The sequence below is a fragment of the Aeromonas sp. WP2-W18-CRE-05 genome, assembly GCF_014168615.1.
GTDB classification, from domain to species: domain Bacteria; phylum Pseudomonadota; class Gammaproteobacteria; order Enterobacterales; family Aeromonadaceae; genus Aeromonas; species Aeromonas caviae.
On record NZ_AP021917.1, the window covers coordinates 227,213 to 252,356 of the forward strand.

26 protein-coding genes and 2 pseudogenes are annotated in these 25,144 nt (G+C 61.3%); 16 read left to right on the forward strand and 12 right to left on the reverse strand.

From position 1 onward, the window contains the following. Positions 1 to 42 precede the first annotated feature (42 nt). Positions 43 to 201, reverse strand: a complete 159-nt coding sequence (locus tag H7R73_RS01105; protein WP_005332188.1) for a hypothetical protein — start codon at positions 199 to 201, stop codon at positions 43 to 45. A 172-nt stretch (positions 202 to 373) separates the two neighbouring features. On the opposite strand from H7R73_RS01105, the gene H7R73_RS01110 reads away from it, so the two are divergent. Further along, a complete protein-coding gene (locus H7R73_RS01110) occupies positions 374 to 1,000 on the forward strand; it encodes a lysoplasmalogenase (RefSeq protein WP_039040401.1) in 627 nt (208 codons plus the stop codon). 60 nt (positions 1,001 to 1,060) lie between these two features. Here the strand turns inward: H7R73_RS01110 and H7R73_RS01115 are convergent, their stop codons facing one another. Continuing rightward, a complete protein-coding gene (locus tag H7R73_RS01115) occupies positions 1,061 to 2,614 on the reverse strand; it encodes a DHA2 family efflux MFS transporter permease subunit (protein ID WP_103259353.1) in 1,554 nt (517 codons plus the stop codon). After that, positions 2,614 to 3,666 carry an HlyD family secretion protein gene (locus tag H7R73_RS01120; RefSeq protein WP_043154430.1) on the reverse strand — a complete coding sequence of 351 codons (1,053 nt, stop codon included), beginning with the start codon at positions 3,664 to 3,666 and terminating at the stop codon, positions 2,614 to 2,616. Before H7R73_RS01120 ends, H7R73_RS01115 begins: the two co-directional genes overlap by 1 nt. A gap of 97 nt (positions 3,667 to 3,763) precedes the next feature. Between H7R73_RS01120 and H7R73_RS01125 the strand changes: the two genes are divergently transcribed. Together H7R73_RS01125 and H7R73_RS01130 are read left to right on the forward strand one after the other, a co-directional pair. Continuing rightward, complete coding sequence (locus tag H7R73_RS01125; protein WP_010672586.1) at positions 3,764 to 4,666, forward strand: LysR family transcriptional regulator; 903 nt, start codon at positions 3,764 to 3,766, stop codon at positions 4,664 to 4,666. A gap of 272 nt (positions 4,667 to 4,938) precedes the next feature. After that, a complete protein-coding gene (locus H7R73_RS01130) occupies positions 4,939 to 5,253 on the forward strand; it encodes a putative signal transducing protein (protein ID WP_010672587.1) in 315 nt (104 codons plus the stop codon). Positions 5,254 to 5,268: 15 nt separating this feature from the next. On the opposite strand, the pseudogene H7R73_RS01135 reads toward H7R73_RS01130, so the two are convergent. From H7R73_RS01135 to H7R73_RS01145, 3 genes and pseudogenes are all read right to left on the reverse strand, one after another. After that, positions 5,269 to 6,375, reverse strand: a pseudogene (locus H7R73_RS01135) (dicarboxylate/amino acid:cation symporter); the annotation flags it as partial. Between the two features lie 4 nt (positions 6,376 to 6,379). After that, positions 6,380 to 7,801, reverse strand: a complete 1,422-nt coding sequence (locus H7R73_RS01140) for an IS66-like element ISKpn15 family transposase (protein ID WP_043155065.1) — start codon at positions 7,799 to 7,801, stop codon at positions 6,380 to 6,382. Positions 7,802 to 7,905: 104 nt separating this feature from the next. Further along, a pseudogene (locus H7R73_RS01145) lies at positions 7,906 to 8,094 on the reverse strand (cation:dicarboxylate symporter family transporter); the annotation flags it as partial. Between the two features lie 208 nt (positions 8,095 to 8,302). Here H7R73_RS01145 and H7R73_RS01150 point away from each other — a divergent pair. Then, on the forward strand, positions 8,303 to 8,548 hold the full coding sequence (locus H7R73_RS01150; protein ID WP_039040405.1) for a YecH family metal-binding protein: 246 nt from the start codon (positions 8,303 to 8,305) through the stop codon (positions 8,546 to 8,548). Between the two features lie 101 nt (positions 8,549 to 8,649). Then, entirely contained in the window at positions 8,650 to 9,249 is a 600-nt protein-coding gene (locus H7R73_RS01155) for a YhgN family NAAT transporter (RefSeq protein WP_010672590.1), read from the forward strand. A 59-nt stretch (positions 9,250 to 9,308) separates the two neighbouring features. Here H7R73_RS01155 and H7R73_RS01160 read toward each other — a convergent pair whose 3' ends face one another. Further along, complete coding sequence (locus H7R73_RS01160; protein WP_010672591.1) at positions 9,309 to 10,286, reverse strand: LysR substrate-binding domain-containing protein; 978 nt, start codon at positions 10,284 to 10,286, stop codon at positions 9,309 to 9,311. Between the two features lie 292 nt (positions 10,287 to 10,578). Between H7R73_RS01160 and tatA the strand changes: the two genes are divergently transcribed. The 3 genes from tatA to H7R73_RS01175 all read left to right on the forward strand — a co-directional run bounded on the left by tatA (position 10,579) and on the right by H7R73_RS01175 (position 12,694). Then, entirely contained in the window at positions 10,579 to 10,743 is a 165-nt protein-coding gene (gene tatA, locus H7R73_RS01165; RefSeq protein ID WP_182951450.1) for a twin-arginine translocase TatA/TatE family subunit, read from the forward strand. Positions 10,744 to 10,753: 10 nt separating this feature from the next. Continuing rightward, positions 10,754 to 11,056, forward strand: a complete 303-nt coding sequence (locus tag H7R73_RS01170; protein WP_010672593.1) for a YfcZ/YiiS family protein — start codon at positions 10,754 to 10,756, stop codon at positions 11,054 to 11,056. 216 nt (positions 11,057 to 11,272) lie between these two features. Then, positions 11,273 to 12,694, forward strand: coding sequence for a lytic transglycosylase F (locus H7R73_RS01175; protein WP_103259354.1), 1,422 nt, complete (start codon positions 11,273 to 11,275; stop codon positions 12,692 to 12,694). A 5-nt stretch (positions 12,695 to 12,699) separates the two neighbouring features. Here the strand turns inward: H7R73_RS01175 and H7R73_RS01180 are convergent, their stop codons facing one another. Beyond that, on the reverse strand, positions 12,700 to 12,861 hold the full coding sequence (locus H7R73_RS01180) for a hypothetical protein (protein WP_010672595.1): 162 nt from the start codon (positions 12,859 to 12,861) through the stop codon (positions 12,700 to 12,702). A 75-nt stretch (positions 12,862 to 12,936) separates the two neighbouring features. Here H7R73_RS01180 and H7R73_RS01185 point away from each other — a divergent pair, with 75 nt between their 5' ends. After that, positions 12,937 to 14,190, forward strand: coding sequence for a phospholipase D-like domain-containing protein (locus H7R73_RS01185; protein WP_103259355.1), 1,254 nt, complete (start codon positions 12,937 to 12,939; stop codon positions 14,188 to 14,190). A gap of 469 nt (positions 14,191 to 14,659) precedes the next feature. Here the strand turns inward: H7R73_RS01185 and H7R73_RS01190 are convergent, their stop codons facing one another. Beyond that, positions 14,660 to 15,757: a fatty acid desaturase gene (locus H7R73_RS01190; RefSeq protein WP_103259356.1), complete on the reverse strand. Its 1,098-nt coding sequence runs from the start codon at positions 15,755 to 15,757 to the stop codon at positions 14,660 to 14,662. Positions 15,758 to 15,926: 169 nt separating this feature from the next. Here H7R73_RS01190 and fabR point away from each other — a divergent pair, with 169 nt between their 5' ends. Together fabR and H7R73_RS01200 are read left to right on the forward strand one after the other, a co-directional pair. Further along, entirely contained in the window at positions 15,927 to 16,547 is a 621-nt protein-coding gene (gene fabR / locus H7R73_RS01195) for an HTH-type transcriptional repressor FabR (RefSeq protein ID WP_010672598.1), read from the forward strand. A gap of 19 nt (positions 16,548 to 16,566) precedes the next feature. Next, complete coding sequence (locus H7R73_RS01200) at positions 16,567 to 16,932, forward strand: YijD family membrane protein (protein ID WP_010672599.1); 366 nt, start codon at positions 16,567 to 16,569, stop codon at positions 16,930 to 16,932. A gap of 33 nt (positions 16,933 to 16,965) precedes the next feature. Here H7R73_RS01200 and H7R73_RS01205 read toward each other — a convergent pair whose 3' ends face one another. From H7R73_RS01205 to rsmD, 3 genes are all read right to left on the reverse strand, one after another. After that, the gene (locus H7R73_RS01205) at positions 16,966 to 17,280 is read right to left on the reverse strand and encodes a DUF1145 domain-containing protein (RefSeq protein ID WP_010672600.1); all 315 of its coding nucleotides are present in this window, start codon (positions 17,278 to 17,280) and stop codon (positions 16,966 to 16,968) included. Positions 17,281 to 17,445: 165 nt separating this feature from the next. Further along, entirely contained in the window at positions 17,446 to 18,720 is a 1,275-nt protein-coding gene (locus H7R73_RS01210; protein ID WP_011191341.1) for an IS4-like element ISApu2 family transposase, read from the reverse strand. A 64-nt stretch (positions 18,721 to 18,784) separates the two neighbouring features. Beyond that, entirely contained in the window at positions 18,785 to 19,417 is a 633-nt protein-coding gene (rsmD, locus tag H7R73_RS01215) for a 16S rRNA (guanine(966)-N(2))-methyltransferase RsmD (RefSeq protein WP_182951451.1), read from the reverse strand. A gap of 110 nt (positions 19,418 to 19,527) precedes the next feature. On the opposite strand from rsmD, the gene ftsY reads away from it, so the two are divergent. From ftsY to can, 5 genes are all read left to right on the forward strand, one after another. Then, positions 19,528 to 21,198, forward strand: coding sequence for a signal recognition particle-docking protein FtsY (gene ftsY / locus H7R73_RS01220; RefSeq protein WP_103259357.1), 1,671 nt, complete (start codon positions 19,528 to 19,530; stop codon positions 21,196 to 21,198). Positions 21,199 to 21,420: 222 nt separating this feature from the next. Next, on the forward strand, positions 21,421 to 22,089 hold the full coding sequence (ftsE, locus tag H7R73_RS01225) for a cell division ATP-binding protein FtsE (RefSeq protein ID WP_010672603.1): 669 nt from the start codon (positions 21,421 to 21,423) through the stop codon (positions 22,087 to 22,089). After that, positions 22,089 to 23,042, forward strand: coding sequence for a permease-like cell division protein FtsX (ftsX, locus tag H7R73_RS01230; protein ID WP_029313524.1), 954 nt, complete (start codon positions 22,089 to 22,091; stop codon positions 23,040 to 23,042). Before ftsE ends, ftsX begins: the two co-directional genes overlap by 1 nt. A 452-nt stretch (positions 23,043 to 23,494) precedes the next feature. Beyond that, entirely contained in the window at positions 23,495 to 24,349 is an 855-nt protein-coding gene (rpoH, locus tag H7R73_RS01235; protein WP_029313526.1) for an RNA polymerase sigma factor RpoH, read from the forward strand. 127 nt (positions 24,350 to 24,476) lie between these two features. Beyond that, positions 24,477 to 25,136, forward strand: a complete 660-nt coding sequence (can, locus tag H7R73_RS01240; protein WP_010672606.1) for a carbonate dehydratase — start codon at positions 24,477 to 24,479, stop codon at positions 25,134 to 25,136. The last annotated feature ends 8 nt before the right edge of the window (positions 25,137 to 25,144 follow it).

Consider the following 25,144-nt stretch of genomic DNA (forward strand, 5'->3'; position numbering starts at 1 on the left):
TGGGCTGTGATGCCGGCCGCTTCGGGCCATCAGTCCGGGGCATCAGTTGGACTGGGTCTGCTTCTGTTTTTGCAGTTGGTCGAGGGTCTGCTGCTCCTGCGGGCTGAGGCCAAGCTGCTCGCAGGCCTGTTCAAAGCTGATGCCAAGATGGCACATCATGATGTCGATAGCGGGCAGGTAGTTGGTCATAGCGTCTTCCATGGTGATCCTCCAGAATTGTCTCTTATGCCCGAGGGCGGGGATGGGGGCAATTAGACTTTAGGTGTAGGGTGCCATCTGCTTCAGCCTCTGCCACTGGCCGGGGGAATTTGCTACTCTTGCGGGCACTAAAGAGGTTGCCGCCCCAGGGTGAGCAGCCGGTGAGGAGCAGGGCATGTTATTGAGTTTCTTGATCATCGCATCGGGCTGGTGGCACATCCGCGCGGCTTACGGCTCAGACTCCCGTCAGTTCTACATCAGCAAACCCCTGACCATGCTGTTCATCATCGCCCTGGCGTTTGGCTACCAGGGCGACGATCACAACGGCTCCCACGCCTGGATCCTGCTCGGTCTCTGCCTGTCGCTGGCGGGGGACGTGCTGCTGATGCTGCCACGGGATCGCTTCATCCAGGGGCTGGCGGCATTTTTTGTCGCTCACCTCTGCTACATCGTCGGTTTCGCCCAGGGGCCCCTGGTGCTCAAGCTGGTGGACGGCCTGCTGCTGTTGCTGGTGGCCGGCATGGTGTTCGGGCTCCTGTGGGGCCAGCTCGGCGAGATGAGGATCCCCGTCTTCTGCTACATGCTGGTGATCATCGCCATGGCCTGGGTGGCCGCCGGTGCCTGGCATGCCTCTCTCACTGCCGGCAGCGCCGCCGCCCTGGTGGGGGCGCTGATGTTCCTCTTCTCCGACAGCATGCTGGCGCTGGACAGATTCCGCCGCCCCTTCCCCCATGCCACGGCCTGGATCATGAGCAGCTACTTCGCGGCACAGTTCCTGATCGCCGCCTCCCTGGCGGGCTGACCGGCGGGCAGCCATGAAAAACGGGCCTTCTGGCCCGTTTTGCTATGTGAGCCCCACCTTTCACGCCTCGACCGGTTCTGCGTCAGGGTCCCTCGGGGCAGGCTGCTTGAGCAGCAGCATCAGGGCGCTGGCGACGAGCAGGAAGATACCCATCACGTAGAACACCTGGTTGTAGGCCATGATGGCCGCCTCGCGGCTGATGGTGTTCGACAGCATGGCCCGGGCCTGCAACTGGGCCTGCTCCGGCCCGGCTCCCTGGGCCATCATGGTCTGGGCCAACTGCATCAGATAGGCCTGCCCCTCGATGCTGGTGGCGGCCAGGGTGCTACTGATCTGGCTGACATGAGTCCGGGTGTCGTTGTCGATCAGGGTGGCGATGATGGCGATGCCGAAGGCGCCCCCCAGGTTGCGCAGCACGTTGAGCAGGGTCGAGGAAGAGGGGATCTCGTCCGGCGTCAGGCTGGCGGTCGCCACCAGGGAGAGGGGCACCATGATGAAGGGCTGCCCCAGGGCCCGCACGATGAGGGACTGGATCAGCTGGGGCCCGGCGTAGTCGGCATTCATGTTCACGTTCATGAAGCAGCTGATGGCGAAGACCAGAAAGCCGAAGCTCACCAGATAGCGCGGATCTATCTTGTGGGTCAGCTTGGGCACCAGGGGGAGCACCAGCAACTGGGGCAACCCCATCCACATCAGCACTTCACCGATTTCCAGGGCGTTGTAGTTGTGGATCTGGGTCATGTAGAGGGGCAGCACATAGATGGAGCCCATCAACCCCATACCGAGTACCAGGTAGGCGAAGCAGGCCAGGGCGAAGCGCGGGTTGTGCAGCAGCCGCAGGTTGACCAGGGGGTGGCGGCGCAGCAACTGGCTGATGACGAAGAACACCAGGGCCACCACCGAGATGACGGTGAGCCGCACGATGAAGCTCGAGCCGAACCAGTCCTCCCGGTTGCCCTCTTCCAGCACCACCTCCAGGAGGCCGAGCCCCACCGCCATGGTGAGGATGCCGATGAGATCCACCCGCTTGATCACCTCCCAGTCCACCGGCTTCCTGTCCAGCCCGTGGGCCAGCATGGCCATCACCAGCAGGCCGGGCGGCACGTTCAGATAGAAGATGTAGTGCCAGGACATCTGCTCCGTCAGCCAGCCCCCCAGGGTCGGGCCGATGGCGGGGGCGAAGGTGGCGCACAGGCCGAACAGCGCCATGCCGGTGGCTCGCTTGTGCAGCGGCAGCAAGCTGACGATGAGGGAGAAGGCCATGGGGATCAGGGCCCCGCCGGTAAAGCCCTGCAGCGCCCGAAAGACGATCATGCTGGTGAGGTTCCAGCTGAACGAGCAGAGCACGGAGGCGACGATGAAGGCGCCCGTGGTCCACAGCAGGTAGCGCCGCACGCTCAGTCCCCGGCTCAGCCAGCCGCTCAGCGGTATGGCGATCATCTCCGCCACCAGATAGGAGGTGGAGATCCAGGAGCTCTCGCTCAGGGTGGCCGAGAGCGCCCCTTGAATGTCTTTCAGGGAGGCGTTGGTGATCTGGATGTCGAGGATGGCCATGAAGGCGCCGATGAGGCCCCCCATGACCGCGATCCAGTTGCGGCGTGGTATGGCGTCCATCAGTGGGCGGCCACCACGGGATCAGGGGTGCGGGTGTCGACGATCACCTCGGTGGAGAGGCCGGGCAGCAGCTTGCCCGCCAGGGAGCCCGGATCCGGGATGCGGATCTTGACCGGTACCCGCTGCACGATTTTGGTGAAGTTGCCGGTGGCGTTCTCCGGCGGCAGCAGGGCGAACTTGGCGCCGGTGGCCGGAGAGAGGCTGTCGATGATCCCCTCGACCGGTTGATCCGGATAGGCATCCAGGATCACCTCCACCTTCTGGCCCGGCTGCATGTGCTGCAACTGGGTCTCCTTGAAGTTGGCCTCGACCCACACCTGGCTCAGGGGCACCAGGCTGGCCACCTGCATACCGGACTGGACGTAGAGCCCTTCCCGCAGGCTGCGTTTGCCGATGATGCCGTCAGCCGGGGCTCGCAGCTCGGTGTAGCCGAGTTCCAGCCTGGCTTGTTCAAGCTGGGCCTCGCTCAATGCCAGCCTGGCCTGGTTCTGCTTGGCTTCGGCATCCAGCACCAGCAGCCGCTCGCGGGCGGCCTGCAGGGCGGCCTTGGCCTCCAGTGCCTGGGCCTGGTTGACCTGCAAGCCGGCCCGCACCTCGTCCAGGCTGTCCTGGGAGCTGTAGTGACGCTCATTGAGCTGGCTGACCCGGCGCACCTGCTGCTGGGCCCGGACCTGCTCGGCATTGGCCGAGCTGACTTTTGCCTCGGCCTGGCGGATGAGGCTCAACTGCTGGATACGGGTGGCGGCGAGGTTATCCGCCGTCGCCTGGTTGAGGTGCAGATCGGCCTCGGCCTCCGCCACCTTGGTCCTGTATTCGCGGTCGTCGAGCCGGGCGATGAGCTGGCCGGCCTTCACCGCCTGGTTGTCGGTCACCAGTACTTCGCTGATGTAGCCGGAGAGCTTGGAACCGATGCCGGTCACCTCGCTTTGCAGGTAGGCGTTGTCGGTGCTCTCGAAGTAGCGGCCATGCAGATACCAGTAACCGGCAAACAGCAGGCCGAGCAGGGCCAGCACCAGGGCGGCCAGCAGGGGGATCTTCTTGTGTTGACTCATGATATTGGTTTTCCTGAACTGTGGCGGGCAGGCTAACATCGTGCAACTGTTTCGATTAGTATCCATTCATGAGATATACAGTTTCACTGGTGAAACAATGGACCTGAATGCTGCCTTAATCCTCGTTCGTATCGTCGACAAGGGCTCCTTTACCGCCGCTGCCCAGGAGCTGGGCATGACCAAGGCGACGGTGAGCCGCCGCATTGCCGAGCTGGAGCAGCGTCTCGGCGCGCGGTTGCTCTATCGCTCCACCCGGCAGCTCACCCTGACGGAAGCCGGTGAACAATATTATCTACGCTGCAGCAAGGCGGTGGAGGAGCTGGCCCAGGCCGAGCTGATGCTCAGTGCCAGCCAGCAGGAGGTGACGGGGACCCTCAAGCTGGCGGTGCCCATCGAGACGGGACAGCTGGTAGTGGGCAGGCTGGTGGCGAACTTCCTGCAAGCCTATCCGGGCATGAAGGTGGAGCTGGAGCTGACCAACCGCATCGTGGATCCCATCAGCGAGGGGCTGGATGCCATCGTGCGGGTCGGCGACATGAGCGACTCCAACCTGGCGGCGCGGCGTCTCTGGAGCACCGAGCGGCTGCTGTGTGCCAGCCCGGACTATCTGGCGCGCCACCCGGTGATCCAGAGGCCCGCCGATCTGGTGCATCACGAGCGGATCGCGGTCAGCACGGGGTTCCTCGCCTCGCACTGGTGTTTCGAGCTGGATGATCGTGAAGTGCTGGTGGATCCCCCGTCCCGCTTCCAGGTCAACAACATCACCTGTGCCAGGGAGGCGGCGAAGGCGGGGCTGGGGCTGGCTTCCCTGCCCGCCATGCTGTGCCATGATGAGCTGGCGAACGGGACGCTGGTCTCCTTGCTGCCGGAGTGGCAGCAACCCAGGGTACCCATCTACCTGCTGTTTCCCGAGCGGCGCCTGATGCCGCGCAAGCTGAGGGCATTCATCGATTTTCTGGTGGCCAACGGCCCGGCTTACGGCATCGACAAGCTGCTGTGAAGAGCCCGATGCGGCGATGATTGAACTGGCAAGGGTTTCGAGGACAACGTATGGCGCGGTGGATGAATCTGTATCGGGCATCTCGCTCCCGGAAGATGCTCGCCCTGGAATGATGGTAGTGCTGGTGATGACGGCACTGGCAAGGGCTTCGAGGACAACGTATGGAGCGGTGGATGAATCTGTATCGGGCATCTCGCTCCCGGAAGATGCTCGCCCTGGAATGATGGTAGTGCTGGTGATGACGGCACTGGCAAGGGTTTCGAGGACAACGTATGGATCAGTGGATTAACTTGTATCGCGCCTCTCACTCCCTGGAGGCGCATGCCCTGAAAGGGGCCTTGGAGGTAGAGGGAGTCAGGGTGCGCCTCAGCGGCGAAGGACTCTCCGGCGCGCTCGGGGAGCTGCCGGTGGATCTGCTGCAAGTGACCCTGATGGTGAACGAGCGGGATCGTCAGCGGGCGGGCCGGATCATCGAGCGCTACCAGCAGCGCCAGGGCAACGGCTGGCTGTGCGGCCAGTGCGGGGAGGAGAACGGCGCCAACTTCGATATCTGCTGGCGCTGCCATCACGATCCCCAGGATCACTGAACGCCCCTCGCGCCCTCAGCGCAGGGTGAAGTCGATGTCATCCCCCGCATGGGCATCGTGGTAGGTGGCGAGATCCAGCTCCTTCTCGCTGCGGGCGATGAGCACGGAGACCAGGATGTCGCCGGAGACGTTGACCGTGGTGCGCGCCATGTCGAGGATCCGGTCTATGCCGGCGATGAGCGCCACCCCTTCCAGCGGCAGTCCCACGGCAGTGAGGGTCAGGGTCAGCAGCATCAGCCCGGTACCGGGTGTGCCCGCCGTGCCTATGCTGGCCAGTGTGACGATGCTGATGATGGTCAGGTAGTCCACCAGATGCAGATCCACCCCGAAGGCCTGGGCCACGAACAGGGCGGTGACCCCCTGATAGAGGGCGGTGCCATCCATGTTGATGGTGGCGCCGATGGGCAGCACCTTGGCGGTGATGGCGGGGGAGACCCCGAGCCTGCGTTCGGCGCAGGCCAGGCTGATGGGCAGGGTGCTGCTGCTTGAACTGCTGGTGAAGGCCACCGCCTGGGCATCGACGATGCTCTTGAAGTAGTGCAACGGGTTGAGGCGCGCCATCAGGAGCAGCAGGCTGCTGTAGACGCCGAGCACGTGGAGCAGGCAGCCGAGGTAGACGGCGCCGATCACCTTGAGCAGCGGCAACAGCAGGCTGACGCCGTACTTGCCGGTCATCCAGGCCATCAGGGCGCAGACGCCATAGGGGGCCAGGGCCATCACCATCTGGGTCAGCTTGAACATTCCCTCCGCCAATGAGGTAAAGAACAGGATGGCGGGGCGGCCGCGTCGCCCGGTGGCGTTGAGGGCGAGAGCGAGGGCCACGGCGAACACGATCACCTGCAATATCTTGCCATCGCCCATGGCCTGCACCGGGTTGCGCGGCACCAGGTGGCTCAGCACGCTGGCCAGGGTAGGTTGCTGCGCCATGGCGCCCCGTTCATAAGGACCCATGTTGGCGCCCATGCCCGGCTCCAGCAGCCAGCCCATCATCAGGCCGATGCAGATGGCGACGGCGGTGGAGCAGAGATAGAAGCCGATGGCCTTGCCGGCGATGCGGTCGAGCCGCTTGCCCTTGAGCAGGGCGGTGAGGCCTGCCAGGACGGAACAGAAGATGAGGGGTATCTATTCACCAGGACGGGGTTGACGGCATCAGTTCTGCCGGGATGGGATAATCTGTCTTCTCGATGCACGCCCTGACCACGGCCCTCAACCACTCCTGTGGGCAGCGGCCCAATCGCTTGCCGGTCTCCACCAACGACAGGATGCGCTGGCGAAACAGCTCGCCCCGGTGAGACCACACGCCGTAGCTACCCTTGCGCCAGAGCACATAGCCACGCAGCGCCCGCTCCGCCTCGTTGTTGGTCAGCGCTATTTCGTCGTCAGTCATAAACCGCCACAGCATCTCGTCATCCCGCAGCAGCAACTGGCATCGTCCACGGTAGCGTTTGCTGCACAACAGGGCGCCGCGCTCCAACTGGCTTCGCCAGCTTTGCCGGTAACGCGCGAGCCTGCGCAGGTATTTCTGCTTGCTCAACGCACCGCTTTCCCAACGGTGCCGGGTACGAAACACCGCATCCGCCAGCAAGACCAACCGGGCACCGATGGGCTGGTTGCACTGCTCGCTACTCTCGGCGATGGCCGCGAGATTGCGGGCCACGTGGGCCCAGCACAGTTGCCGCTGGTCGGCGTCGATAAACCGGTAGCCGGCGTACTGGTCGGTCACCAGCACCCCGTCAAACTCGGCGCCCAGCAGCCGCTTGGCCGCCTCCTGACCACGGCCATAGGCCGTCATGAAGCAGACGGCTATCTTGCTCAGCGCCAGCCACATCCAGCGGCGCTCTCCACCCCGCTGATGCCGGGTCTCATCGGCATGAACGTGGGTGGCCGTCTGCACCTGCTGCTTGATGGCCTGGTAGGTCGGGGTGAGCATGGCACTCACCCGCCCCTGCGCCTCACTGATGGCGCCCCGGCTAAAACTCAGGCCGAAATGCTGTTTGAGCTGCTGCTGTATCTGGCTGACGCTCTGGTGAAACTGGCCGCTTTGCAGCGCGATGTAGCTGAGCAGATTGGCCCCCATCTGGCTGCTGCTGACGTTGTCTGGCAGTGCGGCCTGGGTCGTGCCGATACACCGTGAGCAGGTCGCACGATACAGTTGGTGTTCGGTGACGAGATAGCTCACCTCGGGCAGCTCGAACACCTGATGAACCTGATAGGGTTTGGCATGGGCCACCATGTCCCCGCCACAGCAAGCGCAATCGGCGGCAGGGTAATGCGGGACCAGGGTCAGGCGGGCATCAAGCGGATGCCGCTCGCGGCGATGTCCCTTGTGACCGGGCTGCGCCCCCCGTTGCTTGCCGGACGCCGGACGCTTGCGGGCCGGCGGCGGTGCACCGGGGCCGTCGCTGGAAGGCGGCTTGGAGGAGTTGCCGCTGTGCTGATTGAGGCGGTCCTCCAGCTCGGCGATGCGGTCGAGGAGCTTATAAATCAGCTCGTTGGCCTGCTCCAGAGTGGTGGGCATTCCCGCGGAATGCATGGTGTTTTTGCTCATGGGGGGAGCGTATCTAAGGAGCAGGATCAAGCAAGCAGGAAAGTGGGATCAAGAGACGATCGTCTCATTTTTCCTGTGTCAATACTGTTCCGGTGAATACTTACGATGAGGGGCACCATCAGCATCTGGATGGTGTTGACGAACAGGACGCCGATGGGCTTGAGCAGCAGGGCCTGCTCGCTGAAGCAGAGCCCCAGACCTATCCCGGTCAGCATGCCGAGCAGGGTCTTCAACCAGAGCGGGCGACGGGTCCAGATCCGCCAGGGTTTGAAGACCAATCCATGGAACAGCATGACGCCAATGTCCTTATTTTCTGTCTGCGGTGGCAAAAAGGGGCGACAGTGTAGCCATCCCCCCGTCAGGTTGCCACATTATCGACAAAGCGGCGCTCACGACCAGCCCGCTGGCGTTAAAAAAGGCGTTTTGTTGGCCTATATCAAGAACCCTCTCCGGGCTTCGGGCTTTAATTGTCATCTGACATGATGATTAAAGAGGTTCGAGATGTCCCAATCGATACACGGTCACGAAGTGATGGAGATGATGCTGGAGCAGGAGAGTCCGTTTACCCGGGCCAGCCTCAGGGCGGCGATCGCCTCGCGCTTTGGTGCCGAGGCCCGGTTCCACACCTGCAGCGCCAGCGAGATGGACGCCGACGCCCTGATCGACTTCCTGGCCAGGCGCGGCAAGTTCATCGACTCGGAGTCAGGGTTCCAGACCCGCGCCGACAAGATCTGCAACCACGGATGATCGCCAGCGGCGAGCGCGGTGGTGCGCTCGCCGAATCCCACCACCTTTGTTATATTTCGCCCTCCTTCCCCTCTTGTTGAAAGGTTCTGCCCGGGCGCTCTATGGACACATTCTCCGCTGCCGTCATGCTGTTTCTGATCATGGATCCGCTGGGCAACCTGCCGGTCTTCCTCTCCATCCTGCGCCATGTCGACCCCAAGCGTCGACGCAAGGTAATGCTGCGGGAGCTGTTGTTTTCACTGGTGATCATGATGGGCTTCCTGTTCGCCGGTCAGCAGATCCTGAGCTTCCTCAACCTGCGTCAGGAGGCGGTCAGCATCGCGGGGGGCATCATCCTCTTCCTCATCGCCATCAAGATGATCTTCCCGAGCCCCGGTGGCGTGACCGGGCTGGCGGCGGGGGAGGAGCCCTTCCTGGTGCCCATGGCCATCCCCATGATTGCGGGCCCCTCCATCCTGGCTTCCCTGCTGCTTCTGGCCAACCAGGAGCCGACCCGGATGGTGGACTGGTCATTGGCCCTGCTGATGGCCTGGGGGGCCAGCGCCGTGATCCTGATGTTCTACGAGCTGTTCAACAAGCTGCTGGGTGAGCGAGGACTCACCGCGGTGGAGCGGCTGATGGGCATGCTGCTGGTGATGATCTCGGTGCAGATGCTGCTGGACGGGGTACACCACTATCTGGCGGTGACGGGTCAGAACTGACGGGGCGAATGCTGATGTCAACGTGAAACGGGGCTTCTTGAGCCCCGTTTTTTTGCGCGTCAGGCAGCAGCGGCCGGGCCGTCCGCCGAGGTTTCCAGCTTGCCCATGATGAGAGCGAGCAGGGTCTCCCGCAGCCAGCGATGGCCCGGATCCTCCTCGTGGCGCTGATGCCAGATGAGCAGGTGGGAGATGCTGTCCAGGGCGATGGGCAGCGGCAGCGGCACCAGGGGATAGACCTGGGTCGCGTGGCGGGCATAGAGCCGGGAGAGGGTCACTATCATGTCCGAGTGCATGCCCATGCGCAGGGCCGCCTCGAAGGAGGGCACGGTCGCCTCGATGCGGCGATAGAGATCCTGCTCCGCCAGCTTGTGATCCAGCATCCAGCGATCCCGCCCCTCGCAGTAGGTCTGCACATGGGGGTAGGCGAGGTAACGGGCGAGATCCCACTCGGGCTCCTGCAAGGCAGGGTGATCCCGCTGCACCAGGCAGGTGAGATCGTCGATGGTGAGCAACCGCTGGCAGATGGCGTTGGGCAGGGTGTCGAGGCGAAAATCCGAATTGATGCAGTTCTCCCGCACAGTGAAGGCGATATCCACCTGGCCCTGGCTCATCTCGGTCAGGCTGTGCTCGGTCCACTCCTCGTAGCGCAGGCGGATGCCAGGGGCCTGACGCTTCAGTTCGCTCAGGTAGAGGGGGGCAAACAGGGTGAAGGCGCTGTCCATGCTGGCAATGACGAACTCCCGCTCCGTGCTGGCGGGATCGAAGTCCGGCGGCTGGATCAGGTTGTCCAGGGAGAGCAGTATGGGTTGTAGCTGCTGCTGGAGATCCAGGGCGCGGGGAGTGGGATCCATCCCGTAGGCCGAGCGCACGAACAGGGGATCGTCAAAGGTCTCCCGCAACCGTCCGAGGGCCTTGCTGACGGCGGACTGGCTCAGGTGCAAACGGCGTGCAGCCCGGCTGCCGTTGCGCTCTTCCAGCAAGACTTGCAGGATTATCAACAGATTAAGGTCTATGCGTGCAAGCTGTTCCAGCAACATGATATGAATCCTCTTCAATTCCTAGATGAATATATACCATTTGTTTTCATATCTTGGCGATCCTATGCTCGACGGGTCTCTCGCCCTGGTGGCGGCTGGTACAGGATGTAGCGGTTGAGGGGACAAGTAGCACCGACTCATACGGCGGCCCATGGTCGCCGTATTTTTTTGCGCCTCGTCGCCGTTTTTGCGCGATTTTTTCGCCAACTTGCACCTGCCTTGATTTTGCCCAACAATCGATACGCTTTCTTTTGATACAACCTCCAGGTATCTAACAGTCAGGAGTCTCCCTATGGGACTGGGTGGCATTCATATCTGGCATCTGCTGATCCTGCTCGTGGTCGTCGTCGTGGTGTTTGGCAGCAAACGCCTGGCTGGCGCCGGTGAGGATCTGGGCACTGCCATCAGGGATTTTCGCAGCGCCTTGCGCGACGATGACAATATCCGGAATAAGTAGGAGTGAACGTATGTCTGTAGACGAGAAAGTGGAACTGAACGAGACCTGTGACAGTTGCGGCTGTTTCGCCGAAATCGGCACCATCATCGGCGAAGGTGACGACGTCATGGAGCTGGTGATCGAGGCCGCGGCCGAAGCCGACGCCCGCGAGAAATTTGCAGCTTACGAGGCGCTGGCCAAGCAGGTCACTGCCGAAGCCAAAAGCAGCAGCGAGCTGAGCCGGGGCCCGGATGGCGTGATCCTGAAGGCCCGCCTGCAATTCACCTGCACCGCCGAGAAGCTGATCTTCGAGATGCGCGCCCGCTCCCTCTGAGATCGTGATGACACGGCAGGCTTGCCTGCCGTCTTGCTCTGCCCCTCGCTTTTTCCCTCCCTTTGCGTTGTATAGTGAGTTATCCCACGGACGATCCGTTTTCCGTCCGGCATGCGCCGATCGGCAGAAGATCCCGCGACGCCCCATGACTTGGCGCAGGCGCCTTCTCTGACAGACCCGACGGTGCGCACCGGCCCACAGCGAGGTGGTTAAATCATGATGCGGCGATGGATCTGGGCCCTGCTGGCTCTCTGCTCTCTCCCTCTGCTGGCGGCGGATCTCAAGCCGCAGTTGCTGCCCCAGGCCGGTGATCTCGAACACATCCTGCAAAAAAAAGAGCTCAGGGCCCTGGTGGTCTATGAGCGGGGGTTTTTCTTTTTTGACAAGGGAGCCCAGTACGGCATCCTGGTCAATCAGCTTCAGGGATTCGAGCGCTGGTTGAACCAGACCTACCTGGCCAAGGAGAAGCTCAAGCTCAAGATCATTTATATCCCGGTGCGCCAGGACAAGCTGCTGGACTATCTGGCCGAGGGGCGCGGGGATCTGGTGGCCGCCAACCTGACGGTCACCCCCACCCGGCGCGAGCAGGTGACCTTCTCCCAGCCGCTGATCGCCCCCATCGAGGAGTGGGTGGTGAGCCAGCGGGATCTCCCTGCCTTCAATCGCATCACCCAGCTGTCCGGCCGGCGGGTCTGGGTGCGAGCCAGCTCCAGTTATTTCGAGAGCCTGCACCAGCTCAACTGGCTGTTTCGGGAGCTGGGGTTGCCCCCGGTCTACATCGAGACGGTTCCCGAATACCTGCAGGATGGGGACCTGCTGGAGATGGTGTCAGCCGGGATCATTCCGCTGACGGTCACCGACAGCTTCAAGGGGCGGATCTGGCTCGACATGATTGGCGGCCTCAAGGCCCACAGGCTGATACCGCTGCGGGACAAGGGGCGCAGCGCCTGGGCCCTGCGCAACAACAGCCCGGAGCTGCTCAAGGCGGTGAATGCCTACATCTCGGAGTCGAGCAAGCGGACCCTCTACAGTGACATGACATTGCGCCGCCTGCTGGCGCAAAGCGACCGCATGAGCAACATACTGGCGCCGGACCCGCTGGGGCGCCTGTCGACCATTCGCAAGGTACTGGAGGCCCAGGCGGACAAGTATCAGCTGGACTGGCTGATGCTGGCCGCGCTGGCTTACAAGGAGTCGGGGCTCAATCCCAATGTCGGCTCTCACCGGGGGGCCGTCGGCATCATGCAACTGCTGCCGAGTACCGGCAAGGAGGTGGGGATCCGAGGCGCCAGACTCACCAGTCTGGAGGGCAATGTGGAGGCGGCCTGTCGCTACATGCGGCTCATCCTAGACACCTACTTCAATGATCCCGGGATGGACAGGCTCAATCGCCATCTGTTCGCCCTGGCCGCCTACAATGCGGGTCCGAACCGTGTCCAGGCATTGCAGGCCAAGGCGGCCGACAAGGGGCTGGATCCGAACGTCTGGTTCGGCAACGTGGAGCAGCTGGTGGCCAACGACGTGGGCCAGGGGCCCATCAACTACGTTGGCACCATCTACAAATACTACGTAGCCTACCGTTTCAGCCTGCCCCAGCTGGAGGGCAAGTCAGAGGCCATCGAGGCGGTGCAGCCCTGAGCCTGTCAATGCTGGCCGGGGAGGGGATCCTCGTGATGCTGCGCAAGGGGCTCCCAGCCCAGATCCCGGTGCTGCTGGTACCAGGGCATCAACAGCCTGGCCGGGGTGGGATCCGGTTGGCTGGCATGGGGTCTCTGACTGAGGGAGGGGTGGTCGCGCAGTTCCATCATCGGCTCCTTGACACTGGGCTATCGGGGCGGTTGTCTGGGTTATGCCACCACCAGATGACAGGGAGATGACCCTTGATCCCCGCCGAGTTTGCCTTGCTCGCCGATCCCGGCGCCGCCCTCAAGGCCCGATGCCAGTTGATCCGCCAGGCTCGCCACCGGATCCTCGCCCAGTATTACAGCTGGGAAGAGGACGGCAGCGGCAAGCTGCTGCTGGCGGAGCTGGTGCGGGCGGCCCGGCGCGGAGTGGTAGTGCAACTGCTCATCGACGATCTCTACGGCGGGGAGAACCGCTTTCTGGAGGCGGTGGCGGCGGAACCGGGCATCGAGGTGCGCCTGTTCAACCCCTTCTGGCTGCGGGGCTGGCGTCCCCTTACCTTGCTGCTGGAAGGGGTGCTGAGCTTTCGCCGCATCAACCACCGGATGCACAACAAGCTGCTGCTGGTGGATGGCAGCCAGGCGGTGATCGGCGGGCGCAACATCGGTGATCGTTACTTCGGGCTGGGGATGTCGCCTCACTTCATCGACCTGGATCTGCTCTGCCGCGGCCCCCTCTGTCAGCAGGCCGAGCAGGGGTTCGCGCTGTTCTGGCACAGTCGCTGGAGCCACCCGGTCCGTCGTCTGTTGAAACGCCCCTTGCTGCCAGCCGAAATCCGGGCCCTGAACGACTTCCTGCTGACCCTGACCGACCCCGCCATGGCGGCCGCCTATGATCTGCCGGCCACTCTGTTTGATGAGTGCCCCATTCCCCTTTGCTGGCATCCCGGGCGAGGGCAGTGCTGGTTCGATCGCCCCGGCAAGGGGCTGGTCGCCCGGCCGACCACGGCGCCCCTGCTGGGACGCATGCTGGCGAGCAATCAGGGGGCCCTGAGGTTGGTGAGCCCTTACCTGATCCTGACACGGGGGCTGCGTCGCCGGCTCAAGGGGCAGCGACGGCAGGGGGTCGACATCGAGATCCTGACCAACTCCCTGGCCAGCACGGACGTACCCCTGGTCTATGGCGCCTATCGACGTCACCGCCCCTGGCTCGAGCGTCAGGGGGTCACCCTGTTCGAGCTGACGACGGAGGCGTTCAGTCTGCATGCCAAGCTGATCCTGATGGGGAAGGAGGAGGCGCTGCTCGGCAGTTTCAACCTGGATCCCCGCTCCCTGATGCTCAACACCGAGCTGATGCTGCACCTCCATAGCCCGACGCTGTGCGACGAGTTGCAGCAACTCATCGATGGCTGGTTGCAGCAGGCCGTGCACCCGGTGGTGGCGTCCCCCTCTGCATGGCGGCGCCTGCTGGCGCAATTGAGCGATTGGTTACCTTTGCATCGTTGGTTGTGAGTGGGATCCGCCTTGTGCGAGATCTCGCAAAGCCTTGTGCGCCTTCGAGGATAACGTTTGCCATCCAAAGGCGGGACTGGATTGTATAGTATTGTTTTTAATCGATTTATATTAAGAGTGCAGTAACAATCCAGGGGCCTCGACTGCATAGAGGTGCGTGTAGAACGGTTTTTTATTTTATTTAACTGCGTAGTATCTCGAGTGCAAGGACAAACACGGCGGCTGGTCTGCCGTGTGGGTGACGGCAACAGGGGAAATGGGCCAACCGGATTGCTCCGGCAGGCGAGGCGGATCGGGAGCGGAAACCCGTGATGCCAGACAGACCCCCGTGGTTGCGGGAGCCCAATATGGAACATGCTATTTGCGAGGGGGTGACATGCGAATGTTGCCCCATTTTTTTATGCCCGCCGTCCGTTTGCCCAATCAAAAAGACCGCCTGCTGGCGGTCTTTTGCGTGATGTCTCGGCGATCAGGCGAGGCCCGCCAGCAGACGACTCCAGTTGCGCTTGGCAACGAGGAAACCGTCTCGCAACGTGCGGTACTCCAGTTGCAGCCTGAGCCTGTCGTAGCGTGCGAGGGCTGTGCGCTTGCGCTGCTCCAGCAGTGACTTGCGGCTGGCATAGTAGTGCTGGATCTGCAGGCTCAGCTTGTCGTACTCCTCCTGCAGCAGTGCCTGCCAGCGTTCCCTGTCGTCCTGTTTGTGCACTCTGGCCTGGGCGCGCTTGAGTTGCATCTCCAGCCTGGCCTGTTCGATGCGTTCCTCCGGGCAGGATCTCAGGTCTTTGGCGAGCCCGCACCAGGCGGCGGTGCGGATCAGCCACTTGGTGGGATCGAACTGCCACCACTGAATACCGTTGCGGTAGTCGTTCTCGAACAGGTGATGGAAGTTGTGATAGCCCTCGCCAAAGGTGAAGAAGGCCAGGATGCCGTTGTCCCGGGCGCTGTTGCGATCCGTGAACGGCTGGCTGCCCCAGATGTGGGCCAGGGAGTTGATGAAGAAGGTGGTGTGATGGGTCATCACCATGCGCAGCACCCCGGCCAGCAACATCATGCCGAGCAGATCCCCGTGCAGGAGGCCGAGCAGCAGCGGAATGCCGATGTTGGTGACAAGAGCCAGGGCCAGATAGTGCCTGTGCTGGAAGGCGACCACGGGGTTGTTTTGCAGGTCGCGCACATTGCTGTAGTCGTGGTAGGTATCGCGCTGGTATTCCCGCAGCATCCAGCCGATGTGGGAGTACCAGAAGCCGCGACCCGCACTGTAGGGATCCTTCTGGTTGTCATCCACGTGGCGGTGGTGGCGGCGATGATCCGAGGACCAGTGCAGCGCCGAGTTCTGCAGGGCGAGCGCGCCTCCGATGGCGAAGATCCATTGCAGGGCCGGGTGTGCCTTGTAGGCCTTGTGGGACCAGAGCCTGTGGTAGCCGGCGGTGATGGAGATGCCGCAATAGCAGAACAGCAGCAGGAAGCAGAGCCACTGCCAGAGGTCGTAGCCCTGGCTCAGTCCATACCAGGGGACCGCTATCAGTGCCGTCAGCCCGGAGAGGGCGAACAGCAGGGTGTTGGTCATGATGATCGGGGGCGGTCCATTTCACTCGGCTCCTTTCAGCGAACAGCTGTTCACTATTCTCCATTGAGCCGGAATGCGGGTCAATGGTAAAAAAGTCGGAGACAAACCTGATCCCGGCCCCGCCTTCGGGTTATCATCTGGCCTCGCTAATCTCAAGGTGACTGTTTTCGTGGGTATTCGCGCGCAACAAAAAGAAAAAACCCGGCGTACGCTGATCGAGGCGGCGTTCAGTCAACTCTGCGCCAACCGCAGTTTCTCCAACCTCAGCCTGCGGGAAGTGGCCAGAGAGGCGGGCATAGCGCCGACCTCCTTCTATCGCCACTTTCGGGACATGGAAGAGCTGGGGCTGACGCTGGTGGACGAGGGAGGGCTGACCCTGCGCCAACTGATGCGCCAGGCGCGCCAGCGCATTGCCGGTGGTGGCAGCGTCATCAGCACCTCGGTGCAGACCTTCATGGAATTCGTCGAAAACAACCCGAACATCTTCCGGCTGCTGCTGCGCGAGCGCTCCGGCACCTCGGCTGCATTCCGTCAGGCGGTGGCCCGGGAGATCCAGCACTTCATCGCCGAGCTGACCGATTATCTGGAAGCCACCACGCAGGCGCCACGGGAAGAGGCCTATATCCAGGCCGAGGCCATGGTGACCATCGTCTTCAGCGCCGGTGCAGACGCCCTCGACATGACCCCGGAAGAGTGCAAGGCACTGTCGGAGCGCACCATCAGCCAGCTGCGGATGATCGCCATGGGCGCCGAGGTGCAGAACCGCAAGCGCCACGAATCTCTCACATAACGCAAGGATGGACAGCCTCATGCATGAACCGAACGCGATTCCGAAGAAGCCCCTGGTGCTGGCCCTGCTGATCGGTATCTGTGGCGATGCCTTCCTGTCGGCCTTGACGGAGTCGGTCGTCCCCTTCTCCTTCTACCCCCTCATCGCCCTGTTGCTGGCGGCCAGCCAGCTCTATCAGCACTATCGCCATGAGCCCATGGTGGGCAACACACCCAGTTGCATCCTGCTCTGCTTCTTTATCGGCGTGTTCGGCCATTCTGCCCTGGTCAAGGTGCAGTACCCCGAGCTTGGCAGCAACTTCTTCTCCCTCATTGCCATGCTGCTGCTGCTCGCCGCCCTCTCCATCAAGCTGGGAATCAGCCTCGGAAAAACGCAAAAGGAGTGACGAATCACTCCTTCTGGTCGGGCCGGGGGTGGCCTAGTCGGCCCTGGGGGGAGTCTCTCCCTTCTTCCTGGCGTCTATGATGGCCTGCAGCTTGGTGCGGATATCCATCATGCCGAACACCCCGAAGATCAGCACCTGGGTGAATTCGAGACGAGTGACCGCGAAGTAGGGTTTGCAGGCCGCCTTGATCATGCTGGCCTGTACCCAGTGCATCAATATCACGATGACGCCGCACACCGGCAGAAAGCCGTTCAGTTTGCCCGGCAGGGTGCCCAGCAGGGCGAGTGCCACACCGAACCAGAAGAACAGCAGCACCCCCATCGCCAACAGATTAAACACCCGCTTCATCGTTTACCTCCCGTACATAGAGTTGATAGCAGACCTGATGTGATCGACCTACTTGTCCTTGAGCCGTTGTCCAAATTGACGGAGAAGGGGACTGTACCCAACTCCCCTTTAAACAGCAGCGTCATGCTTGGTGTCCCGTAGATAGAGCTGATCATGTACAGAACCTTAAGCGGCAAGCGAATTAATAATACCGTCTAACGTGTTGTTTTGCTTGGATTTTCTCTGCCTACTCTTTTTGCCGTTTTTGGATAAATACACCATTGCCCACTCCAACTTCTCTGTTATTTCCTGCCACGCACCATGGATGATGCTCGCCAATATCGGCATTAACCAAAGCGCGCTGTTTTTGGCAATCTTCAGCATCGATAACTCCGCGCTGCCAATCAGCGTCAGCGCCAGCCGACGTTTGACCAGCAAGGCCAGCAAACTAGCCCAGATCAAGCCTTCCGCTATCGCTTTTTGTCGTGTCGCGAACGCCTTCAACCGGTTATGTGATTTCAGCTCTTTGAACAACAGTTCGATCTGCCAACGGCAACGATACAATGCCATCACCTTCTCGGCTGGCCATCGCTCACGCGGAAGATTGGTCATCCATATACAGAACCGTTTTTCCTCTGCAAACCAACGTCTTATGAGTCGATATTTATACTTTCCCGAACTCACATCCAGATCCAGAACCTCGGCTCTGCAGCTTCTCCGATCGATATCCTTGAGCTTTTTTCCGAGTAACTTGGGCATTTCCCTGCCGTCCTGTCGGTAAGCTGCCTGTACTTTGGGATTGAGATTTTGACTCCCTCTGACCAGATAGCTTCCTTTGGCTTTGGTCACATCAGCAAAGTACTCGCGGCTGATGTAACCGGCATCCGCCAATAACAGTTTGTTATTTAACGAATTTGCGGCCGGAAGATGCTTGCGCTCCGATTCGGTATCCGCCGTGATACTCATCGATATCGGCGACTGGTCCAGCAAGGACATGGTCATATGACACTCTACCGCAGCGGGGCTGTGCTTATTGAATCGGCCCGGGAAATGTTCTGCCAATTGCGGATGTAACGCGAATGACGACCCGTCCTGCAGCAGTACCTGCTCAAAGCCTGCCAGTCCGTGGGCGTCCGGTAGACACTCCTTGAGGCGTAAGGCGATGGCTCGTTCAACCAGTGCGCGCATGAACAAGGGAAAACCCTGCTTGCGTAACTGGTTGTGAAAGGGTTTATACGCTATTTGGTCAGTATCATGGAGCTGCAACGCATTGAAATGGCGATGCAAACCAGCAATACCATCCACCTTGTCGCAACCAAGCCCTGAGAGCAGAGCCGGGAGTAGTCTCGCAGGCTGGATATCCCGGAGTCGCTGACAAAAACCGGTAAATTTACCGATCCGGTTGAGTTCAGAAGAGCTAAGAAGTTGCTTGAGGTACTGGGTTGCATTGATAATAGTCATGGCTTCGGGCGTGTCGGTTTTTTTTTGCGATTAAATCAGATCACAAACGAAGCCTTTTTTCTATCTATTTCAATTGGTTGTAGCTAAAGATCCTGTACATGTAGAGCTGATAGCAGACCTGACCAGCCTGCTTGTCCTTGAGTAGTTTCCAGCTGGCGGGCAGCGCCAGATCGGCCATCTCTTTTTCCCGCTCCAGATAGATGAGGGCATCGGATGCCAGCCAGCCGCGCTGCTCGAGCAGCTCGCACACCTGGGGCAGCAGCTCGCGACGAAACGGTGGGTCCAGAAAGACCAGGTCGAAGGGGGTGGCCGGGCCTTGCAGCCAGCTCACGGCATCGGCCTGGATCACCTGCCCCTGGCTGCTGCCCAGGGTCGTCAGGTTCTTCTTGAGCTGGTCGGCGGCGCCTCTGTCCATCTCGATCAGGGTGACCTGTTCGGCATAGCGGGACAAGGCTTCCAGCCCCAGCCCGCCGCTGCCGGCGAACAGATCCAGGCAGCGGGTACCGCGCACGTGGGGAGCCAGCCAGTTGAAGATGGTCTCCTTGACGCGATCCGTGGTGGGCCTGAGCCCTTCCACATCCCTGACGGGGAGTTTGCGCCCCTTCCATTGGCCGCTGATGATTCGTACCACGCCCGCTCGCCCCTGGGGGGCCGGGCTCTTGCTCGGGCTGTTACGGCTGGATTTCACTCTGGGCATCGCGTTTCGTCGTCAGAAAATAAAGTGATAGTATAAGGCGGTTCATTTTTATGCCGACCCGCCGAGGGACGGCTATCTTAGCAGTCAGCCTTTGATGTGAGTATTTTTAGATGGCAAAAGGTTTGTTTTCCTGGCTGGGTTTCGGCCGCAAGAAAGAAGAGGCTGAGGCCGTTCCATCGCAGGCGCCCGACGCTACCCCGGCGGTAGTCGAGTCGCAGGCCGCCGCTGTTCCTGCGCCTGTCGCCGATGTTGCCCCGGCTGATGCCCCCGCCGCCAAGCCCGAAGCGCTGCTGAGCGGCCCTGACGAAGGCCCCCTGGTTGTGGAAGAGCCGGAGGGCGAGCTTGAGCCCGTCATCGTCAATGAGGCTTTGATATCAACCGAAGCTCAGGTCGCAGAAGAAGCCCGTGTTGCCGCCGAGGATCGCGCTGCAGAAGAAGCCCGTGTGGCCGCCGAAGCTCGCGCTGCAGAAGAGGCCCGTATTGCCGCCGAGGCTCGCGCTGCGGAAGAAGCTCGTCTTGCCGCCGAAGCCCGCGCCGCAGAAGAAGCCCGTGTGGCCGCCGAAGCCCGCGCTGCGGAAGAAGCTCGTATTGCTGCCGAGGCACGCGCCGCAGAAGAGGCTCGCATCGCTGCCGAAGCCCGTGCAGCAGAAGAAGCTCGTATTGCCGCCGAAGCTCGCGCTGCGGAAGAGGCTCGTATTGCCGCCGAAGCTCAGGCTGCCGAGGAAGCTCGTGTCGCCAAAGAGGCCCAGCGAGCGGAAGATTTGCGTCTGGTCGCCGCGATGGAGGCTGAGGCCGCCGCTCTGGCCGCTCTGCCACTGGCCGCCAAGGTGGACGACGACACTCAGGAGAAGCCGCAGCGGGAGGGCTTCTTTGCCCGCCTCAAGCGCAGCCTGGTGCGTACCAGGGAGAATATCGGTTCCGGTTTCTTCGGCCTGTTCAGCGGCAAGAAGATCGATGACGATCTGTTCGAAGAGCTGGAGACCCAGCTGCTGACCGCCGATCTTGGCGTCGACACCACCACCCGCATCATCGAGGGGCTGTTACAGCACGCGGACCGCAAGCAGCTCAAGGATGCCGAGGCGCTCTACGGTCTGCTCAAACAGGACATGGGCGAGATGCTGGCCAAGGTCGAGCAGCCCCTGGTGATCGACACCAGCAAGAAGCCTTACGTCATCCTGATGGTCGGTGTGAACGGCGTCGGCAAGACCACCACCATCGGCAAGCTGGCCAAACAGTTCCAGGCCGAGGGCAAGAGCGTGATGCTGGCCGCTGGCGATACCTTCCGTGCCGCTGCGGTCGAGCAGCTGCAGGTGTGGGGTCAGCGCAACAACATTCCGGTGATTGCCCAGCACACCGGCGCCGACTCCGCCTCCGTCATCTATGACGCCATCGAGGCAGCCCGCTCCCGCGGGGCTGACGTGCTGATCGTTGATACCGCCGGCCGCCTGCAGAACAAGAGCAACCTGATGGAGGAGCTCAAGAAGGTGGTGCGGGTGATGAAGAAGCTGGACGATGCGGCACCCCACGAGATCATGCTGACTCTGGACGCAGGCACCGGCCAGAACGCATTGAGCCAGGCCAAGCTGTTCAGCGAGGCGGTGGGCCTGACCGGCATCACCCTCACCAAGCTGGACGGCACTGCCAAGGGTGGTGTCATCTTCGCGGTGGCCGACAAGTTCCAGATCCCGATCCGCTACATCGGGGTGGGCGAGGGGATCGACGATCTGCGCCCGTTCGTCGCCAACGACTTCATCGAGGCGCTCTTCAGCCGCGAAGAATAAATCCGGCTGACATGAGTCGGCCCGGCCGTGACAAGCATGTGTTCCATACCCCGACTCCGGTCGGGGTATGTCACTATGAGGGCGCAGACATCGCTCATCCGGGGAAGGATGACACGCGGCATGGTTGTGAGCGGTGTTGTCATCCAGGTGTTGTGCCGGTACGGGGGAGTGAGCGCCCCATGCTTTATCCCGGTCGGGGTTTGTCAATCTCAGGGAACCGTTATGATTCGTTTTGACAAGGTCAGCAAGGTCTACAGTGGCGGTCATCAAGCGCTGCAAAAGGTCAGTTTTCACCTGCGCAAGGGGGAGATGGCCTTCCTGACCGGCCATTCGGGGGCGGGCAAGAGTACCCTCCTCAAGCTCATCAGCGTGATGGAACGACCGACCGACGGCCGCGTCTTCTTCCACGGCGATGACGTCAGCCACATCCAGCGCAGTCAGATCCCCTACGTGCGCCGCCAGATCGGCATGATCTTCCAGGATCACCGCCTGTTGATGGATCGTACCGTGTTCGACAACGTCGCACTGCCCCTGGTGATCGATGGCTACAGCCATGGGGACATCAACAAGCGGGTGGCGGCGGCGCTGGACAAGGTCGGGTTGCTCGGCAAGGAGCGCTACCAGCCGCGCATGCTCTCCGGTGGTGAGCAGCAACGGGTCGGCATCGCCCGCGCCATCGTCAACAAGCCGCCCCTGCTGCTGGCGGACGAGCCGACCGGCAACCTGGATCCCCAGCTTTCCATGGACATCATGCGCCTGTTCGAGGAGTTCAACCGCTTCGGCGTCTCCGTGCTGATTGCCACTCACGATCTGGGGCTGATCGCCCGGATGCGCTACCGCACCCTGACCCTCAAGGCGGGTCGCATGTATTCGTCCGGGGAGGATCGCTGATGGCTATTGTTCGTCATAAACAGCCGCCGTTGCGTCGTTTGATGATGTATGGTGTGGATCATGTGCGTCAGGCCTTTGCCAGCCTGGGTGAGCTGTGGCGCAACCCGCTCGCCTCCCTGATGACCCTGGCGGTACTTGGCGTGAGTCTGGCGCTGCCTTCCTGTTTCCACGTATTGCTGAAGAATGCCGAAGTGGTAGAGGGGAGCTGGCAGACCAGCTCCCAGATCTCTCTCTATCTGCGCAAGGATCTGCCGGAGCAGAGCATCCTCGACATGAAGCAGCGGATCCTGCTCTATCCGGAGGTGGAGTCCGTCACTTATATGAACCGTGACGAGGCGCTCAGGGAATTTCGGGAGATCTCCGGTTTCGGTGATGCCCTGGATTATCTGGACAGCAACCCGCTGCCGCCGGTGCTGAGCGTGATCCCGGATCCGCGCTGGCAGAATCCGGAAGGGGCCGCCGAGCTGCTCGCCAAGCTGGAGAACGAGCCCGGTATCGAGCAGGGCAAGCTGGATCTGCAGTGGTTGACCCGGTTGCAGGGGATCATGAACCTGCTGCGCCACACCATTACAGGTATCGCGGTGTTGCTGCTCTCCGCTGTGTTGCTGATCGTGGGCAACACCCTGCGCCTGAACATTCTGAACCAGCGTTCCGAGATTGAAGTGCTCAAGCTGGTGGGCGCGACCGATGCCTTCATCCACCGTCCCTTCCTCTATACGGGCATCTGGTTCGGGGTCATTGGCGGCATGCTGGCCTGGTGGCTGACCGAGGTGATGGTGATCTGGAGCGAGGGGGTGGTGAAGGAGCTGGCGGGGCTCTACAACAGCAACTTCCGTCTGGTGGGGATGGGGGCGTTCGACGGCTTCAATCTCATATTGCTGGGCGCCCTGCTGGGGTTGATCGCCTCCTGGTTCTCGGTGCACAGGCACATTCGCGACATAGAACCGTCCTGATTAATTTGTCAGCATTTTAAAGCGCTGGATTTTGCGAACTGGATCAAGTAAAAGAGTGGCCCGTTTCTGGCACGGGCCACTTTCTCAGAGTAATCTGAATGGTGTCTGCGCCGAGGATCATATGTGGATCCTCTGAACCTTTTGATTTATCAATGGTCTATTGACTGCAGCAGAATGAATACGGGTATGGCCCCTATGCCTTGCTCGTCTGACTTGGCAAGCATGTGAAGGTTGCGAGCTCCGCAACAATGGACTTAGCATGCTACTTTTCAGGGGTCCTTTACTGTGACCCCTTTTTTTTGACTGTTCATTTATGATTCATGCCGTCAGCCTAAGATAGGCCGGGTTCATGCTGGGGTGATGTATGATGCAGCACGCAGAATGATACCTGGTCGGTAGACACGTCTTCTCAGGGTGTTAGACTGATTCGATTGAAAAGTAAGAGGTAGAACATGGGAACTTCATTGCAACGCACTATGGCTCTGATTCCGCAAGGTAGTCTGGAAGGCTATATCCAGGCCGTCAACTCGATCCCTGTGCTGAGCGCAGAGGAAGAGCGCGAACTGGCGATGCGTCTGCAGCAGGATGGCGATCTCGAAGCTGCACGCCAGCTCGTTATGTCGCACCTGCGTTTTGTCGTTCACGTGGCCAAGAGCTACTCCGGCTATGGCCTGCCTCAGGCCGATCTGGTGCAGGAAGGCAACATCGGCCTGATGAAAGCCGTCAAACGCTTCGACCCGAGCGTGGGCGTGCGTCTGGTCTCCTTCGCCGTGCACTGGATCAAGGCCGAAATCCACGAATATGTGTTGCGCAACTGGCGCATGGTCAAGGTGGCGACCACCAAGGCCCAGCGCAAGCTGTTCTTCAACCTGCGCAAGTCCAAGAAGCGTCTGGGCTGGCTGAACCACGAAGAGGTGCAGGCCGTGGCTGCCGACCTCGGAGTATCCGCTGCCGACGTCACCGAGATGGAAGCGCGCATGAGCAATTACGATCAGGCCTTCGATCTGGTCGGTGACGATGAAGACGAGGGTGGCTTCGCTCCGGTGCACTATCTGGAAGACAAATCTTCCGATCTCGCGGCGAACATCGAGAACGACAACTGGGACAGCCATGCCACCCGTCGTCTGAGTGCGGCCATGGCGACCCTGGACGAGCGCAGCCAGCACATCATTCGTGCCCGCTGGCTCGATGACGAGAGCAAGACCACCCTGCAGGAGCTGGCCGATACTTACGGCGTCTCCGCCGAGCGAGTGCGCCAGCTTGAGAAAAACGCGCTGAAGAAGCTGAAAGATGCCATGGATGCCTGACGGCCTCCTCCGGTAAGAAGCAGGGCCTGATGGCCCTGTTTTTGTTTTGCGGGGATCTGGTCGGCCTTGCCTTGGTTACCCTTGTGTATGGTATGTTGCCGCCACTGCCACAGTAGGGAGAGCAGAAGTGAAACTGTTGAACGACTTGTTTACCAACAACCGCGAGTGGGCGGAACGGATCAAGGCCGAGGATCCCAATTTCTTCGCTACCCTGTCCGCCCAGCAGGCACCCGAGTACCTCTGGATCGGCTGTTCCGACAGCCGGGTTCCAGCCAACCAGCTGATGGGGCTCTTGCCGGGGGACGTCTTTGTCCACCGCAACGTCGCCAACCTGGTGGTGCACACCGACTTCAATTGCCTCTCGGTGCTGCAATACGCGGTGGAGGTGCTCAAGGTGAAGCACATCATCGTCTGCGGCCACTATGGCTGCGGTGGCGTCAAGGCTGCGATGCAGAACCAGGAGCTGGGTCTCATCGACAACTGGCTGCGAAACATCAAGGACGTCTACTTCAAATACGGCGAACAGCTCGAAGCCATCGAGGATGAGCACGAGCGCTTCGACTACCTGTGCGAGCTGAACGTGGCCGAGCAGGTCGCCAACGTCTGCCACACCACCATCATCCAGAATGCCTGGCGCAAGGGGCAGGAGCTGGCGGTGCACGGCTGGATCTACGGCATCAAGGATGGCCTGCTGCACGATCTCGATCTCTGCATCAGCGGCCCTGACCAGATCCCGGACGTCTATCGCGCCTGGCCGGACATGCGTCCGCCCCACCGTCGCCGCTGAGGACCATC

Coding starts and splice junctions, on each gene's coding strand:
- H7R73_RS01105 (WP_005332188.1), bottom strand. CDS start 201: ATGGAAGACGCTATGACCAACTACCTGCCCGCTATCGACATCATGATG.
- H7R73_RS01110 (WP_039040401.1), top strand. CDS start 374: ATGTTATTGAGTTTCTTGATCATCGCATCGGGCTGGTGGCACATCCGC.
- H7R73_RS01115 (WP_103259353.1), bottom strand. CDS start 2,614: ATGGACGCCATACCACGCCGCAACTGGATCGCGGTCATGGGGGGCCTC.
- H7R73_RS01120 (WP_043154430.1), bottom strand. CDS start 3,666: ATGAGTCAACACAAGAAGATCCCCCTGCTGGCCGCCCTGGTGCTGGCC.
- H7R73_RS01125 (WP_010672586.1), top strand. CDS start 3,764: ATGGACCTGAATGCTGCCTTAATCCTCGTTCGTATCGTCGACAAGGGC.
- H7R73_RS01130 (WP_010672587.1), top strand. CDS start 4,939: ATGGATCAGTGGATTAACTTGTATCGCGCCTCTCACTCCCTGGAGGCG.
- H7R73_RS01140 (WP_043155065.1), bottom strand. CDS start 7,801: ATGAGCAAAAACACCATGCATTCCGCGGGAATGCCCACCACTCTGGAG.
- H7R73_RS01150 (WP_039040405.1), top strand. CDS start 8,303: ATGTCCCAATCGATACACGGTCACGAAGTGATGGAGATGATGCTGGAG.
- H7R73_RS01155 (WP_010672590.1), top strand. CDS start 8,650: ATGGACACATTCTCCGCTGCCGTCATGCTGTTTCTGATCATGGATCCG.
- H7R73_RS01160 (WP_010672591.1), bottom strand. CDS start 10,286: ATGTTGCTGGAACAGCTTGCACGCATAGACCTTAATCTGTTGATAATC.
- tatA (WP_182951450.1), top strand. CDS start 10,579: ATGGGACTGGGTGGCATTCATATCTGGCATCTGCTGATCCTGCTCGTG.
- H7R73_RS01170 (WP_010672593.1), top strand. CDS start 10,754: ATGTCTGTAGACGAGAAAGTGGAACTGAACGAGACCTGTGACAGTTGC.
- H7R73_RS01175 (WP_103259354.1), top strand. CDS start 11,273: ATGATGCGGCGATGGATCTGGGCCCTGCTGGCTCTCTGCTCTCTCCCT.
- H7R73_RS01180 (WP_010672595.1), bottom strand. CDS start 12,861: ATGGAACTGCGCGACCACCCCTCCCTCAGTCAGAGACCCCATGCCAGC.
- H7R73_RS01190 (WP_103259356.1), bottom strand. CDS start 15,757: ATGACCAACACCCTGCTGTTCGCCCTCTCCGGGCTGACGGCACTGATA.
- H7R73_RS01200 (WP_010672599.1), top strand. CDS start 16,567: ATGCATGAACCGAACGCGATTCCGAAGAAGCCCCTGGTGCTGGCCCTG.
- H7R73_RS01205 (WP_010672600.1), bottom strand. CDS start 17,280: ATGAAGCGGGTGTTTAATCTGTTGGCGATGGGGGTGCTGCTGTTCTTC.
- H7R73_RS01210 (WP_011191341.1), bottom strand. CDS start 18,720: ATGACTATTATCAATGCAACCCAGTACCTCAAGCAACTTCTTAGCTCT.
- rsmD (WP_182951451.1), bottom strand. CDS start 19,417: ATGCCCAGAGTGAAATCCAGCCGTAACAGCCCGAGCAAGAGCCCGGCC.
- ftsY (WP_103259357.1), top strand. CDS start 19,528: ATGGCAAAAGGTTTGTTTTCCTGGCTGGGTTTCGGCCGCAAGAAAGAA.
- ftsE (WP_010672603.1), top strand. CDS start 21,421: ATGATTCGTTTTGACAAGGTCAGCAAGGTCTACAGTGGCGGTCATCAA.
- ftsX (WP_029313524.1), top strand. CDS start 22,089: ATGGCTATTGTTCGTCATAAACAGCCGCCGTTGCGTCGTTTGATGATG.
- rpoH (WP_029313526.1), top strand. CDS start 23,495: ATGGGAACTTCATTGCAACGCACTATGGCTCTGATTCCGCAAGGTAGT.